Below are 15747 nucleotides of genomic sequence, written 5' to 3' on the forward strand. Positions count from 1 at the left end.
ATGCTTCGACAAGCTCAGCATGACGCTTCCTTTCGAATTTCAGACTTCCTCAACAGCTTCTTTAGCTAACTCAAATGGTTATGCAGTGATGGTGACAATACTATACTAGGGCAAAGCTATTGCCAGCCCTGTACAGCGTTGCCACCGAAAACGCTCTTGTTTACGGCTGGGGTGAAGATACCGTAGGGAAAAGCCGGGGGTAGGGCGCTGGCTTCGTCTAACTGTTGGAGTTGATGGGGGGTGAGCGTGATGTCCAGTGAAGCCACATTGCTACGCAACTGCTCCGGCTTGCTGGCACCCAGAATCAGCGACGTAATGCCGGGTTGCGCCGAAGCCCAGGCCAGGGCTATTTGAGCCAAGGGCCGGCCGGCCTGCGCTGCCACTGCCCGCAGGGCGTCGAGCACGCGCCAGTTGTGGTCCGTAAACTTGGAATCACCAAACGGATTGCTGCCGCTTAACCGGCCTTCGCCCGTCGTGCCAGCGTCGTTGCGCTGATAGTTGCCTGCCAGAAACCCAGCCGCCAGCGGGCTCCAGGGTAGGATGCCTAGGCCGCACTCGCGGGCGGCGGGCACGTGCTCTTGTTCGATATGACGCTCTACAAGCGAATATTCCAGCTGCATGGCAATGGGGGCGGGCATGGCGTGCGCCTGCGCCAGGGTGGCCGCTTTGGCAGCGTACCAGGCCGGAACATCGGAAAAGCCGAAATAGCGGATTTTGCCGGCGCGCACCAGGTCACCCAGCGTTTGCAGCACTTCTTCCACGGGCGTCACCATGTCCCACACGTGCAGCCAGTACAGGTCGATGTAGTCAGTTTGCAGGCGGCGCAACGAGGCCTCCAGGGCCTGGTAGATGTTTTTGCGGCCGTTGCCACCCGCGTGCGGGTTTCCGGGCGTGGTATTGAAGGCAAATTTAGTGGCCAGTACCACCTGGTCGCGCAGGCCGCGCTCGGCTATGTAGCTGCCTACCAGTTCTTCGCTGCGACCTTTGGCATACACGTTGGCCGTATCAATAGAATTGCCACCAGCCTCTACATACGCATCAAAAACAGCCCGCGATACCTCATCGGAGGAGCCCCAGCGCGGCGTACCAAACGTCATGGTGCCCAAGGTAAGCGGACTAACCAACAGGCCAGAGCGGCCCAGCGTACGAAAATCAGTGAGATGCATAGAGGTAGTAATGGGGTGCTGATCTATAACGATTAGCGTGCTACAAAGGTCGAGGTGTGGCCCACCGTTGACGTAACACAAAGCGTTGCTTTTACTATACAAAACGCGGCAAAGTGCAGAACCACGGCAGTAGTTGCCAATGACCCCGCGCTTTGCCGCGTTTCAAAAAATTGAATAAGCTAATGCTGAAAAACCTCTAGTCCCAATTCCTCCACTTCCATTAGGTTGTGTGCGGTTACGGTGCTAAGACGCAGGCGCTTCAGCTCGCCCACCAGTAAGGGGTCGTACTTGGCCGTTACGCGGATGTAGTTGGGCGTGAAGCCCTCCATTTGTCCGTTGGTTACGTCATCCTCAAACAGCACTTCGGCTTCCTGGCCCACATGCTGCTCGTAGAAGAAACGCTTTTTCTTTTCCGACAGGCTGCGCAGCTGCGTGGTGCGCTCGTGGCGGGTGCGGTCCTGTACCCGGCCGGGGAGGGTAGGCGCCAGTGTGTTGGCCCGCTCCGAGTACGGAAATACGTGCAGGTAGCTCACGTCCAGCTCATTCAGAAACTGATAGGTGTCGAGGAAGTCGGCCTCCGTCTCGCCGGGGAAGCCCACAATCACGTCCACCCCGATGCAGGCGTGGGGCATCACTTCCTTGATCAGGCGCACGCGCTCCTGATACAGCTCGCGGCGGTAACGGCGGCGCATCAGGCCCAGAATCTTGTTGGAGCCCGATTGCAGCGGAATGTGAAAATGCGGCGCAAACCGCTTCGACTGCGCCACAAACCGGATAATCTCGTCGCTGAGCAGGTTGGGCTCGCAAGAGCTGATGCGGAAGCAGTTGATGCCCGCTACCTCGTCCAAGGCCCGCACCAAGTCGTAGAAATTTTCGCGCCGCTCGCGCTCCGGGCCTTGCAGGCCAAAGTCGCCCAGGTTCACGCCCGTTAGCACAATTTCCTTCACGCCGGTAGCAGCCAGCTTTTGCACGCGCTCTACCACGCTCTGCACCGAGTCGGAGCGGCTGTGGCCGCGCGCCAGCGGAATGGTGCAGAAGGAGCAGGAGTAGTCGCAGCCGTCCTGCACTTTCAGAAACGTGCGCGTCCGGTCGCCGAAGCTGTGGGCCGCGTGAAACTCCGTAGCCTCGCTGATGGGCGACGCATACACACGTCCTGGTCCGGCGGCGGGCTTCTCAAAACCGGCCAGCGTTTCTACCAGCCGAAACTTCTCGGCGGCGCCCAGCACGGCGTGCACGCCAGGAATCTCGGCAATTTCCTGGGGCTTGAGCTGCGCGTAGCAGCCCACGATGGTTACGAACGCCTCGGGGTTATGCTTGAGGGCTTCCTTTACCACCTTGCGGCACTTGCGGTCGGCGTGGTCCGTGACCGAGCAGGTATTGATAACGTAAATATCGGCCGCATCCTCAAAGGCTACTTTCTCGAAGCCGTACTCCTCAAACTGGCGTCCAATAGCGGAAGTCTCGGAGAAATTGAGCTTGCAGCCCAGCGTGTAAAAGGCAACTTTTCTGGTTTCCATAAGCAAGCCGCAAAGATACGAAGAGTCGCCGTCCTGTCATTCTGAACGCAACGAGGAATCTAAGTAAACAACGACTACTCAGATTCCTGGCTGGGTTCGGAACGACAAATCTCATTTGCGCAAAAAATCCTCGAACGACACCTGCTCGTAGGCCTGCCCCAACTGCACCTGCGAAGCCGTTGTGCCGGGCGTTTTGTGAATCACGCGGCGGCCCACGTTGTCATACAGCACCATATTCTGCGGAGTGAGCAGGCCAAAGCCGTCGGTGAAGCAATAGAATGCGAAAGAGCGCGCCGCCGGGCGCAGCAGGTCGCGGCTGAAGGAGTAGGGCGCCGCTGATAGCCCTAGTTGGCCCAGCAACGTTGCGGCTACGTCCGTCTGCGAGCCTATTACGTCGATAGTGCGTCCTTGCGCGGCGGGGAGAAGGGCACCGCCTGTTATTACCAACGGAATATGAAACTTCTTTGGGGCGTAGTTGGGGGTGTTGCCGGGTTGGGGGTGGCCGTGGTCGGCTACCAGCACCACCAGCGTATTGTTCCACCACGGCTGCTGGCGGGCCGCGTGCAGAAACTGGCCCAGCACGTGGTCGGTGTAATACACGGAGTTGCGGAACAGGCTGGCCTCCTTGGTGCCGGGAAAGCGCGGGCGCATGGGCACATCAAACGGCTCGTGGCTGCTGAGTGTGAAAGCCGTTACAAAGAACGGTTGCCGCTGGCGCTCTAAATCGGTGAGGATGCGCTGAAACAGCACGTGGTCGTGGGCGCCCCACTTCGAATTCTGCTCTGCAGGTTTAAAGTCGGCGCGCTCCGTCAGAGCATCGTAGCCGCCGGCTACCAAGTAGCTCTTCATGTTGGCAAAGGCTAGCTCACCGCCATAATAATAGTGCGATGAGTACCCCGCCGCCCGAAGGGTGCCCACTAGCTGGGGCAGCCGCTCGGTTTTGCGCGGATACTTAATAATGCTAGTGGTGGGCTGATTAGGATAGCCGCTAAGCAGTGCTACCAAACCCTTCTGACTCCGGTCGCCGGCCGCATAGATGTGGCTGAACCGTACGCCCGTGCGGCTCAGGCTATCCAGAGTAGGCGTCACGCCGGCCTCACCACCCAGGCTACCCACTAGCTTGGCCGTAAAACTTTCCAGAATAATAAACAACACATTGGGTCGCGGCGTGCGCAGCAGGGTAGGCGTCGGCAACGGAGTAGCGGCTGGCCGGTACAGCGCCGCAACCAGCCGAGCAGCCGTAGTGTCGGGCATGAAGTGGTACGGATTGGGCCCAGCGTTTTGCAGGAACAGCGAGTTCATCACGTTCCAGGGCACATTCACGGCCGCATGATTGGCAAATAGCTGCGGCGCGAAATACACGTCGCTTTGGTTGATCGGAATCTGCTGCACGCCGCCCCGCAGCGGCACTATCAGCAGCAGCATATATAATAGGCCAATCAGCCCGGCCCGGCCCCGGCCAACGTGTAGGGGTAGGGGAGCCAGTCGGCCTACCAATCCTTTATATAAGAGCCAGCCCACCACAAGTAGGGCCACAAATAGTGCCGTTAGCAGCAGCAAGGGGGCCGAGGCGGCCGAGGCGGCCATTTCGCCGGGGGTGTCTAGGTACTGTAGTGGTGTAGCGTCGAGCCGAAACCCCCAGGCTCTATATAAGGCCAGATCGGCCACCGACAAGAACGAAAGGACGATACCCGCCACCGCCGAGAAGCCACGCACAAGACGTTCCTGCGGAAAAGCAGGGCCTACCAGGCTGCCCAGCGTGAGCAGCGCAAAGGGTAGGAGACACACATACGCCGTGGCCGAGGCATCTAGCCGCAAACCATACCCAAAAACCTGAGCAATGATACTTAGAGGCAGTGAAGTAGTATCACTCCACTGATAGAGCAGAAAGAGAAGCTTAGTAACAACGAAAAAAAGCAGCCAGAACAGAAAATAACGGGCTTGGAAAGCAAAGCGAGTAGTATTCACAGCACAAAAGTAGCGGGTCAAGCGCAGGATACTGACACATGGCCAGAAGTACAGATCGTGATGCCTACAAAGGCAGACAGACATACTTGATTGACAAGGCTTAATGGATGAGGCTAGCTAGTCGTAGTGGAACAGTAGTACCCTACAATATGACCGCAAACGTTTTCTGTATAATATCAAAAAATATATATGTTGAAAGGCACTTCATTTTTCAAACGTTTTAGTTGATAGGTAGGGTGCTTTTTCAGGGTGTACTTCAAATAAAGGACAGTTTTTTCTGAAAAGGGGGTAAAAAAATAAGGGTATACAGGTTTGGTATTTAAAAAAATGCTGCTTTACCTTTGCTAACACCACCCGTCATCTGCCAAACGTATCCTGTTTAATTTTTTACATGGCCATTCTTCGTTTCAAAGCCCTTGAATTAGCTGACACGCGTCAGCCGCTGCCGGTCTTCACTTCCGCTGAGCGCCGCTCCGATAATTTCGGTAAAAACGTCTTTAATCTGGATGCGATGCGGGCAAACATGCCCGGCGAGTATTTCAAGAAGCTTCAGAATGCCATCAAGCAGGGGGCTGCCGTAGAGCGCTCCGTGGCCGATGCGGTAGCAGCGGCTATGAAGACCTGGGCCATGGCTAAGGGTGCTACGCACTACACGCACTGGTTTCAGCCACTCACGGGTTCCACTGCCGAGAAGCACGATTCGTTTTTCGATCTGAACTCCGACGGACGGCCAATTGAGAATTTTAAAGGCTCGGCGCTGGTACAGCAGGAGCCCGATGCGTCGTCGTTTCCCAATGGCGGCATCCGCAATACGTTTGAGGCCCGTGGCTATACCGCATGGGACCCTACCTCGCCCGCCTTCATCATCGAAACCGCTGGCGCCAAAACGCTCTGCATCCCTACCATTTTCGTAGCCTACACCGGCGAGGCACTCGACTACAAAGCCCCGCTGCTGAAGTCGCTGGCTGCCCTAGAAAAAGCCGCTGTTGATGTTTGCCAGTATTTTGACAAGGATGTACAGCGTGTAAATACCACGCTGGGTATCGAGCAGGAATACTTTCTGGTAGATAAGGCGCTGTTTAATGCCCGCCCCGACCTAGTGCTGACTGGCCGCACACTATTCGGTCACGCTCCGGCCAAAGGTCAGCAGCTCGAAGACCACTACTTTGGCTCTATCCCGAGCCGGGTGCACGCCTTCATGCTGGACTTCGAAGAGGAAGCAAATAAGCTGGGTATTCCATTGCGTACCCGCCACAACGAAGTAGCGCCCAATCAGTTTGAGTGCGCCCCTACCTTCGAGGATGCTAACCTGGCCGTCGACCACAACCAGCTCCTGATGGATATCATGGACCGGGTAGCCGAAAAGCATGACCTAAAAGTGCTTCTGCACGAGAAGCCGTTTGCTGGGGTAAACGGTTCAGGCAAGCACAACAACTGGGCAATGAGCACCGATACGGGCGTTAACCTGCTCGCACCCGGCCGCAAACCCAAGGAAAACCTGCAATTCCTGACGTTCTTTATCAACGTAATCAAAGCGGTACACACCCACGGTGCGCTGCTGCGCGCCAGCATTGCCTCGGCCAGCAACGACCACCGCCTGGGTGCCAACGAAGCCCCACCGGCCATTATGTCGGTATTCGTAGGCTCGATGCTGGACTCGGTACTCGATGAGTTGGAGCGCACGGCCAAAGTACCGCTCGACAAAGGAGACAACATCTACCTGAAGCTGGGCATCGACAAGATTCCAGCCATCCTGCTCGACAATACCGACCGTAACCGTACATCGCCTTTTGCCTTCACCGGCAACAAGTTTGAGCTGCGGGCAGTGGGTTCTTCAGCCAACTGCTCCTCGGCCATGACTACCCTCAACGCTGTGGTAGCCGACCAGCTAATCGAGTTCAAAAAGTCGGTAGATGAGCTGATTGAGCAAGGCAAGAAGAAAGAAGTAGCCATTGTTGACGTGCTGCGCGAGTACGTAATCTCGTCGAAAGACATTCGCTTTGAAGGCAACGGGTACTCGCAGGAGTGGGAAGAGGAAGCGGCCCGCCGCGGCCTGCCCAATGTGCGCACCACGCCCCAGGCGCTGGACGCTCTAGTAAGCGCCGACGCCGAAGCCTTGTTCGTTCGTCACGGTATCTTCTCGACGGTAGAGCTACACGCCCGCCACGAGATTCTATTGGAGGAGTACATCAAGAAGATTCAGATTGAAGGCCGTACGATGGGTGACTTGGCTATCAACCACATCATTCCGACGGCAGTAGCCTACCAAACCAAACTCATCGAGAACGTGCGCGGCCTGCGCGAACTGGGCCTCGACGACGAGCACTCGCAGGTGACGGTAGACACCATCAAAGCTATTTCGCGCCACATCAGCACCATCAAAACCGAGGTGGATGCCATGACCAACAGCCGCAAAGTAGCCAACAAGCTGGAAGACACGCACGCACGGGCTATTGCCTACTGCGATACGGTGAAAGCACATTTCGACACCATCCGCCGCTCTACCGACAAGCTGGAGCTGATGGTGGCCGATGAGGACTGGCCGCTGGTAAAGTACCGTGAACTGTTGTTCCGGCACTAGTATCAGCAGCACAGAACCAAACCGAAGTTGGGTGGGAATTTTCTTCGGTTTTGGTTTCGAAAAGGGCGTTCCGGGTGGGGCGCCTTTTTTTTGTGCCTTTTTAAATACAAAAAAAGCCTTTCCTGCTCAGAAGTAGGAAAGGCCGTTGGCGTAGTGCCAGAGAAACAGTCAGGGAGTACAGAGCAAAGCTATTAGGCTAAATAGAAGCAGGATGAAACCTATGAACACCAATTGCCAATGGTTTTTGGATAAACCGGTGTGCTCTGGTTTCCATTCGTTACGATGCATAAAGGGAGGAATGAAGCAAATGACAGGAATGAAATTAGCGGAAAACCGGGCTATCGACGTGACGTTTTTGGTGCGGGTCGGGATGGAGTGGCTTTAGGAGCAGCCTGCAACTCCTCTCTGCGCCGCTGTTCCACCAGAGCATTGCTCCATATATAGACGGTGGCATTGTTGGTTAGTGTATTCTGTTCATAACCCAGATACGCTTTTTTGCCCTGCCAAACATGTTTCTCTACGTGGTCGTTGGCCTGATAGCCGGGACCGTACAGATCAGAGAAAGCCGCTAGCATACCCCGACTATTGGCATCGCCCTGAGTGGTGAGACGTACCGTAATAAGCTTGCCTTTGTAAAAATAGTAGAGAATGCTGGCGGCCTGTGCCTGCCCAAGCTGGTATGAGTCGGTTGTGCGGCGGTAGATTTTGGTGTGGCCGGTGGCATCCACCAGCACCAGATTTCGAAGGGCTGAGACGGGCGTCTCGAACGTGACATCCCGGAACCCATACGTGCGGTCTAACTGCTGCAAACCGTCGGCAGTGGGAGCAGTAGAGAATGCATCGGTAGGTTGTTGCTGCGCTTGTACCGTGGGGCAGGCGAAGAGAAAGGTGCCAAGCAAAAGGGTAGAAAGTAACGTGCGGGGCATAGCTGAGAACAGGTAAGGTAGCGAGATGGCAGGTAAGGTTGTGGCTACTCATAGCGGGCAAGTACAACCCATTCGAGTAAATTCACTCAAAACACAAGCCAAATGCACCTTCACGGCGAATAAAGTCCTATTCTCTAATTGGGGTTATACAATAACAGCTATGGATAGCACGAAAGCGAGATAAGACTCCCCCGTGCAGTGGAATGCAGAACCACCTACCGGCCAGCAGTAACTAGTAGTGTCTCAGAGAAACGTGTCTGGCAGCTACGTTTGGCTAGCTGGCGCTGGAGGGGCGGATACATGTTGTGGCAGCAACAGTGGCGTGGGCGTATCGTCGGGTAACACCTCGGCCCCGGTACCAGCATCGGGTACTAGGCGCTTCCACACGGTCTGTTTGAGTTCATCGAGGCGACTGAGCGCGTCGAGAATAGTGGTGTTGCTTTGTACTTTATTGAAAAAGCCGGTTTTATGGCCAGCCTGTACCAACTGCTCCAGCACCAGGGGTAGCACCCAGCCTACTACGTTGGAAGCTAATGCGCCCCGTAGCCCCAGGCGTACCAGCACCCGCGCTGCCATGCGTTCCAGCAGCAGCGCCCGTGCGGCCGGAAGCGCTTTGCTGGTAACAAAGTCGCTGACCAGCTGCATATTGCCTTTCTGAATTTCTGCCTGTAGTACATCGTGCACTGCCGTAAGCGCTGTAGCTACGGCCCGCCGGAAAAGCTGGCCCGTTTGCCAGGCTGCCAAGCCCGTAGATTTGGCAGCTTGCAGGAGGCGGGGCAACAAAGCAGAGGTATTCATAGGAAACAAAAAAACAGGAGGGAAGAAGTTGTCTTTGTACGTAGCAAAGCTGCCGGGAAGCTGCTATTTTTGTAGATTCTTACGTAGTGCGTTTTTCCATTTATGCCCGCTTTTCTCCTGGATATCGATTTACAGCAACTGCCTGACGAATATCTGGCAGGCGAGTGGCGGGTAGCAGACCGGGTGCTGAATCGCACGGCACCCGACAGTGCACTGGCTCTGGCTACGCGCTTTCTGCTGTGGCCAGGGCTGCTGAGGGTAGAGGCCCCGCAGCAGGATAAAACCGGCTCGTGGGCTGTGCAGCGCGACGATTTGCTGCAGCGCCCCTACCTGCAACTGACGCTGCCGCAGGAAGATACCCGCGCCTTGATCACGCGCATGCGCCGCTCGCCCGACGGGCAGGAAAGCCGCCTGAACCTGTATTTCCTGTCCGGAATGGAACTACAACTCACGCGCCCGTAATTGCTTTAGTAACCTGTTTCTTCTCTTCAATACCTGTTTTCGTATGGATGATGCTGCCCACGCCGCCATTTCGCACTCGGCTGATCAGGAAAACGCCCAGTTTCTTTTTCTGGCCGAGGTAATTCCGCAGTTGGTCTGGATTACCGATCCGCAGGGGTATCATATCTACTTCAATCAGCACTGGATTGATTTTACGGGCTACGATGTGGAGGCCAGCAAGGGTACCGAAATGTGGAACAACCTGCTGCACCCCGACGACCGGCAGCGCGCCCGCGACCGGTGGAGCCACTCGTTGCAAACGGGTGATTTCTACGAGATTGAGTACCGGTTTTTATCGAAGCAAGGCGACTACCGCTGGTTTCTGGGGCAGGCCTTGCCGCAGCGCGATGCCAGTGGCACTATTGTGCGCTGGTTTGGCACCTGCACCGATATTCAGGAACAGAAAGAAAAAGAGGAGCAGCTGCGCCAGCGCGAACAGGAGCTAACGACACTGGCCAATGCCATTCCGCAGATGGCCTGGATGGTGGAGCCCAGCGGCTACATTTTCTGGTACAACGAGCGGTGGTATGAGTATACCGGCACTACCCTGGAGCAAATGCAAGGTTGGGGCTGGCAGGCAGCGATGCACCCCAACTACGTAGAGGGCATTACCGAGCGCCTGAATCGTGCTTTTGAAACAGAAGAGCCCTGGCAAGACACCTACCCCATTCGGAGCAAGGATGGCGAGTACCGCTGGTTTTTGTCGCGGGCGGTGCCGTTGCGCGATGAGAACGGCAAAGTGCTGCGCTGGTTTGGCACTAATACCGATATAACCGACCAGAAGCAGTTGCAGGAGCAGCTGGAGCGCTCCTACTCCGATCTGGAAGCTAAAATCACCTTCCGCACCTTGGAGCTGGAACATCAGGTGCAGGAGCTACGCCAGCGCCTAGGCGAGGCGTAAGAGCTCTAGCGAAAGATACAAACAGTGAAAAACGGCTTAGTAGGCCGTTTTTTTGCTTTATACCAACGTTGCGTTCGTAGCTGCGGTACAAGGGACGAAACAATTTGTCTTTCCTACCCTCTCGTACTATGCAAGCCATTGTGATTACCGCCGCGGGCGGCCCCGAAAAACTACAACTTCAAAACGCGCCCACGCCTACCCCCGCCGCGCATCAGGTGCTGGTGCGGGTGCAGGCCGCCGGCGTGAACCGCCCCGATGTATTAATGCGCCAGGGCAAATACGCCGGGGCCGGCGAGGTGGCAGGCATGGTGCCGGGCCTGGAAATAGCAGGTATCATAACGGAGTGCGGCGCCGACGCAACCCGCTGGCAGCCCGGCGACGCCGTATGTGCCCTGCTGCCGGCCGGAGGCTATGCCGAGTATGCCGCTGTGGATGCCAACCACTGCCTACCCCTGCCTACCGGTTGGAGACCCGCCGAAGCCGCTTCCTTACCCGAAACCGTGTTTACGGTGTGGCACAACGTGTTTGAGCGCGGCGCGCTGCAACCCGGTGAAACCCTACTGGTGCACGGGGGTAGCAGCGGCATTGGCATCACGGCGGTGCAACTGGCTCACGCGCTGGGAAGTAAGGTAGCCGCCACGGCAGGTAGCACTGATAAGTGCGATGCCGTGCGGGCATTAGGCGCAGAGTGGTCTATCAATTATAAAGAGGAGGATTTTGAGCAGGTGCTACGCGAGGCGGGTGGGGTAGATGTGGTGCTGGATATGATTGGCGGCGACTACACGGCTAAAAACCTGCGTTTGCTCCGGCCCGATGGGCGGCTGGTGTTCATCAACGCCATGCAGGGCGCACGCGGCGAGTTCAACGCGTTGGAGGTGATGCAACGCCGCCTTACTATCACGGGAAGTACGTTGCGGCCCCGCTCGGCGGAGTTCAAAGCCCACTTGGCCGCCGCCGTAGAGCGCTACGTGTGGCCCCTGCTAACGACGGAGCAGTTTCGGCCAGTTATTTACCGGACTTTCCCGTTGGCTCAGGCGCAACAGGCGCACGAGCTAATGGAATCCAGCGAGCATATCGGCAAAATTGTGTTGACAGTAGATTGAGTGGTAACTTGCCGGGCTAAATCCAATAAATTCCCACATGCAACAAGTTACACACGCACTACACCCGGCTCGCCGGGTAGGGCAGGCTATTGTCTGGCTCGCGCTCTTTCTGCTGGGTCCCGCTGCCCTGGCCGAAACCGTAAAATCGCCCAACGGCCAGCTCACCCTCGATTTCTCCCTGCAAAATGGGGGCGTGCCTACCTATCGCCTCACCTACAAAGGACGTGCTGTCATCAAGCCGAGCACACTAGGGTTGGAGCTGAAAGATGCGCCCTCCCTCACCGAGGGCTTTGCCGTGACCGATACAAAAACCGCTACCATCGACCAGAGCTGGCAGCCGGTGTGGGGTGAGGTGAAAACCATCCGCAACCATTACAACGAGCTGGCCGTGACGCTCACCCAGGCCGCTACCCAGCGCACCGTGCTGGTGCGCTTCCGGGTGTTTGATGATGGCCTAGGCTTTCGGTACGAGTTTCCGCGCCAGCCCAACCTGGGCTATTTTGTGGTGAAGGAGGAAAAGACGCAGTTTGCCCTGGCCGGCGACCACAAGGCCTTCTGGCTGCCCGGCGACTACGATACGCAGGAGTACAGCACCGTTACCTCGAAGCTGTCGGAGGTGCGCGGGCTGATGAAAGCGGCTACCACGCCCAACGCTTCCCAAACTCCATTTTCGCCTACGGGCGTGCAAACGCCGCTCATGCTCAAGAGCCAGGATGGTTTGTACATCAACCTGCACGAGGCCGCGCTGGTCGACTATTCGTGCATGTCGCTGGAGCTGGACGACAAGAACATGGTGCTGACTTCGCACCTCACGCCCGACGCGCAGGGCAACAAGGGCTACCTGCAAACGCCCTGCCTCTCGCCCTGGCGCACGGTGCTAGTGAGCGATAAGGCCGGTGATATTCTGGAATCCAAACTGGTGCTGAACCTCAACGAGCCTACCCGGTTCAAGGACACGTCCTGGATCAAGCCCACCAAGTATGTGGGCGTGTGGTGGGAGATGATTACGGGCAAGAGCACCTGGGCCTACACCAACATGGACAACATCAAGCTCGATTCCATCGACTATAGCAAGGTGAAGCCCAACGGTACTCACGCCGCCAACACCGCCCACGTGAAGGAGTACATCGACTTTGCCGCCCAGCACCACCTCGACGCCGTGCTGGTAGAAGGCTGGAACACGGGCTGGGAAGACTGGTTTGGCAAGAGCAAGGATTACGTGTTCGACTTCGTGACGCCTTACCCCGACTTTGACGTGGAGGAGCTGCACCGCTACGCCAAGAGCAAGAACGTGAAGATCATCATGCACCACGAGACAAGCGGCTCGGTGCGCAACTACGAGCGCCACCTCGACTCGGCCTTCCAGTTCATGAACAAATATGGCTACGACGCCGTGAAAACCGGCTACGTGGGCGACATCCTGCCCCGCGGCGAGTACCACTACGGCCAGTGGACGGTGAATCACTACAACTACGTGCTGGAAAAGGCCGCCGAACACCACATTATGGTAAACGGCCACGAGGCCGTGCGCCCGACTGGCCTGTCGCGCACCTACCCCAACCTCATCGGCAATGAAGCGGCCCGCGGCACCGAGTACGAGGCTTTTGGCGGCAACAACGCCGACCATACTACCATTCTGCCTTTCACCCGCCTTATTGGTGGCCCGATGGACTACACGCCGGGCATCTTCCAGACCAAGGTGAGTGCCTACAATCCACAGAACAACTCCTTCGTGCACAGCACATTGGTCCGGCAACTGGCCTTGTACGTGACCATGTATTCGCCCCTGCAAATGGCCGCCGACCTGCCTGAAACCTATAACAAGTTCCTCGACGCCTTCCAGTTTATTGAAGACGTGGCCGTGGATTGGGACGACACGAAGGTACTGGAAGCCGAACCCGGCGACTACGTGACCATCGCCCGCAAGGCCAAGGGCACCAACAACTGGTTTGTGGGCAGCTCGTGCGATGAAAACGGCCGCACGTCCAGCATCAATTTCGCCTTCCTAGACCCCGGCAAAAAATACACCGCCACTATTTACGCCGACGCCAAGAACGCGCACTACGAGAAGAACCCGCAGGCCTACCAAATCCGCAAAATGACTGTTACCAGCAAAACCAAGCTGAAGCAGTACTGTGCCCCCGGCGGCGGTTATGCTATTAGCGTGATGGCTGGGAAGTAGGAGTAGGACTGCAAAGAAAAAAAAGGTGTCATCCTGAGCGCAGCGAAGGACCTTATCACGCTAGAACAAGTCGTTGTTACGATTGTCGTGCTAACGTGATAAGGTCCTTCGCTCTGCTCAGGATGACACCTTTTCCTTGTATTCCCCAGTCCCTCAGTCCTACCGCATCACCAAGCACATAGGGGTAGGCACCTCCGCCGATTGCCCGGTGGGGGTGAGGCGGCCCGTGGATTTATCGATGCGGAAGGAGACGATGTTGTTGCTGCGCTGGTTGGCTACCAGCAGCATGCGCCCATCGGGGGTGAGGGTGAACTGGCGGGGCCAGTTGCCGAGCACGGGCTCGTATTGTATCGGCTTGAGGCGGCCCGTGCTCTGGTCCACGGCAAAGACCACGATGCTGTTGTGGCCGCGGTTGGAGCCGTACAAAAACCGGCCGTCGGGCGAGAGGTGCACGTCGGCGCAGTAACTCTCGCCGGTGAAATCGGCCGGTAGCGTGGACACTACCTCGATTTCCTGGAAGGTGCCCTGGGCGGCATCGTAGGCCAGTACCGTCATGGTGGAGTTTAGCTCGCTGATGAGGTAGGCGCGGCGGCCGTCGGGTGTGAAGATCAGGTGGCGCGGGCCGGTACCCGGCTTGGTGCGGAACGCCACTGTGGGCCGTAGCTGCCCCTGGCGGGCATCGGCCAGTGCATATCCATACACGGTATCCGTGCCCAGGTCAACGGAAAAGGCAAAGCGGCCGGCCGGGTCGGGTAGGAAGCAATGGGCGTGGGGCGTGGTCTGGTTGGGGTGCGGCCCCTTGCCCTGGTGCTGGTCGAAGAGGGTAGCCGGTCCTACGCCGCCGTTGGGCAGTACGGGTAGCGCGGCCACGTTGCCGCCCACGTAATTGGCCACTAGCACCAGCTTCTCGGGCGCGTCGAGGCTGATGTAGCAGGGCGACCCGCCCCGCGAGGGTTGGCGGCTGAGCAGCGTCAGGTCGCCCTCGGTGGGGCGGCGGGGTAGGGCAAAGGCGCTGACGCCCCCGCTGGCTTGGCCCTCGTACTCGGTGGTTTCGTTCACGGCGTAGAGGTAGCGGCGCTTCTTATCCAGCGTGAGGTAGGTAGGGTTGGCACCGGCCCGGTAGCCGCGCACCCGCGTGAGGGCGCCAGTAATGGCATTGAGGCGATACAAAAAAAGGCTCTCAGCCTCAGCACCAGCGTTGGTGCCCACATACAACAGCTGCTCATCGGCAGCAGCGCCAGGTAGTGAGGCAGCGCAGGAAAGCAAGGGTAGGCCCACCAGGCCCAGGCCGGCAGTACGTAGGAAATGGCGGCGCGAGGCCGAGAAGGGAGGAAGACTCATGCGGGAGAGGCGCTAAACGAAAGTCTAAGGTAACAACATCGCGTCAGCTACCGCCGTACAAGTCGAGTTTGCCGGCCAGAGGGGTCTCGGGCCGTTTCATCTGCAAAGCTGATACCCATGAAAAAGTCCCTGTTTTTTACCGCCGTGTGTGCGTTGCTATTGGGCGCCGGTGAGTTGGCGCTGGCTCAGACCGCGCCCATGCAAAGCGATACCACCAAAGTGAAAATGAATAAGAAGCACGCCAAGATTAAAACCGACGACGGCAAGGCGAAAATCAACCGGAAGAAAGACAAAGCCCGCGTGAAGGGCGACATGATGAAGACGATGCCGCAGCAAATGCGCTAAGCTCATCTGTTCTTCAGGAAGCATCTGCTACGTTGCTGTCGTATTCAACCTAACTCTCTCCCCATGAAAAAGCTGCTGTTTGCCGCTAGCCTGTTTTCCCTGTCGTTCGGCGCTGCCGTTGCCCAAACTGCCCCCATGCAGGGTGATAAGGTAAAGGTCAAAGAAGACAAAATGAAGGCAAAGGATAAAGACGCCGACGCCAAAGTGAAGGCCAACGATAAAAAGGCCAAGATGAAAACCGAGGATGGCAAGGTGAAAGCCAACGCCAAAAAAGGCACTATTAAAGGCAAAGGCGAAGCCGCTGAAATGCGCTAGGCGCGTTGCAACTTCCTTACTGAGTTGAAAAAAGGCTTCTGCGCACGCGGAAGCCTTTTTTCGTGCGCTTGGCTAGGCCGTAAGAACAGTTCGGCAGCTATCA

The 15747-nt window shown here is 57.1% G+C and carries 13 protein-coding genes; 7 read left to right on the top strand and 6 right to left on the bottom strand.

Going from position 1 to position 15747, the window contains the following annotated elements:
- Window positions 1–116: 116 nt before the first annotated feature.
- From H8B15_RS10795 to H8B15_RS21275, 3 genes are all read right to left on the bottom strand, one after another.
- Window positions 117–1166, bottom strand: a complete 1050-nt coding sequence (locus H8B15_RS10795) for an aldo/keto reductase (protein WP_187319699.1) — start codon at window positions 1164–1166, stop codon at window positions 117–119.
- A gap of 179 nt (window positions 1167–1345) precedes the next feature.
- Window positions 1346–2683, bottom strand: a complete 1338-nt coding sequence (gene mtaB, locus H8B15_RS10800) for a tRNA (N(6)-L-threonylcarbamoyladenosine(37)-C(2))-methylthiotransferase MtaB (RefSeq protein WP_187319700.1) — start codon at window positions 2681–2683, stop codon at window positions 1346–1348.
- 111 nt (window positions 2684–2794) lie between these two features.
- Complete coding sequence (locus tag H8B15_RS21275) at window positions 2795–4651, bottom strand: sulfatase-like hydrolase/transferase (RefSeq protein WP_187319701.1); 1857 nt, start codon at window positions 4649–4651, stop codon at window positions 2795–2797.
- Window positions 4652–5042: 391 nt separating this feature from the next.
- Between H8B15_RS21275 and H8B15_RS10810 the strand changes: the two genes are divergently transcribed.
- Window positions 5043–7232: a glutamine synthetase III family protein gene (locus H8B15_RS10810; protein ID WP_187319702.1), complete on the top strand. Its 2190-nt coding sequence runs from the start codon at window positions 5043–5045 to the stop codon at window positions 7230–7232.
- Between the two features lie 338 nt (window positions 7233–7570).
- Here H8B15_RS10810 and H8B15_RS10815 read toward each other — a convergent pair whose 3' ends face one another.
- Both H8B15_RS10815 and H8B15_RS10820 read right to left on the bottom strand, forming a co-directional pair.
- A complete protein-coding gene (locus H8B15_RS10815; RefSeq protein ID WP_187319703.1) occupies window positions 7571–8158 on the bottom strand; it encodes a hypothetical protein in 588 nt (195 codons plus the stop codon).
- Window positions 8159–8422: 264 nt separating this feature from the next.
- Window positions 8423–8956, bottom strand: a complete 534-nt coding sequence (locus H8B15_RS10820; protein WP_187319704.1) for a hypothetical protein — start codon at window positions 8954–8956, stop codon at window positions 8423–8425.
- Between the two features lie 102 nt (window positions 8957–9058).
- Between H8B15_RS10820 and H8B15_RS10825 the strand changes: the two genes are divergently transcribed.
- The 4 genes from H8B15_RS10825 to H8B15_RS10840 all read left to right on the top strand — a co-directional run bounded on the left by H8B15_RS10825 (window position 9059) and on the right by H8B15_RS10840 (window position 13643).
- On the top strand, window positions 9059–9418 hold the full coding sequence (locus H8B15_RS10825) for a hypothetical protein (protein ID WP_187319705.1): 360 nt from the start codon (window positions 9059–9061) through the stop codon (window positions 9416–9418).
- Window positions 9419–9461: 43 nt separating this feature from the next.
- Window positions 9462–10358, top strand: coding sequence for a PAS domain-containing protein (locus tag H8B15_RS10830; protein WP_187319706.1), 897 nt, complete (start codon window positions 9462–9464; stop codon window positions 10356–10358).
- A gap of 128 nt (window positions 10359–10486) precedes the next feature.
- Window positions 10487–11461: an NAD(P)H-quinone oxidoreductase gene (locus tag H8B15_RS10835; protein WP_187319707.1), complete on the top strand. Its 975-nt coding sequence runs from the start codon at window positions 10487–10489 to the stop codon at window positions 11459–11461.
- A 37-nt stretch (window positions 11462–11498) separates the two neighbouring features.
- On the top strand, window positions 11499–13643 hold the full coding sequence (locus tag H8B15_RS10840) for a glycoside hydrolase family 97 protein (RefSeq protein ID WP_187319708.1): 2145 nt from the start codon (window positions 11499–11501) through the stop codon (window positions 13641–13643).
- Between the two features lie 159 nt (window positions 13644–13802).
- On the opposite strand, the gene H8B15_RS10845 is transcribed toward H8B15_RS10840, so the two are convergent.
- Entirely contained in the window at window positions 13803–14984 is a 1182-nt protein-coding gene (locus H8B15_RS10845) for a lactonase family protein (RefSeq protein ID WP_187319709.1), read from the bottom strand.
- Between the two features lie 117 nt (window positions 14985–15101).
- On the opposite strand from H8B15_RS10845, the gene H8B15_RS10850 reads away from it, so the two are divergent.
- Entirely contained in the window at window positions 15102–15329 is a 228-nt protein-coding gene (locus H8B15_RS10850) for a hypothetical protein (RefSeq protein ID WP_187319710.1), read from the top strand.
- 63 nt (window positions 15330–15392) lie between these two features.
- Window positions 15393–15644: a hypothetical protein gene (locus H8B15_RS10855; protein WP_187319711.1), complete on the top strand. Its 252-nt coding sequence runs from the start codon at window positions 15393–15395 to the stop codon at window positions 15642–15644.
- Window positions 15645–15747 lie beyond the last annotated feature (103 nt).

It is taken from the genome of Hymenobacter citatus (assembly GCF_014333615.1).
Taxonomy (GTDB): domain Bacteria; phylum Bacteroidota; class Bacteroidia; order Cytophagales; family Hymenobacteraceae; genus Hymenobacter; species Hymenobacter citatus.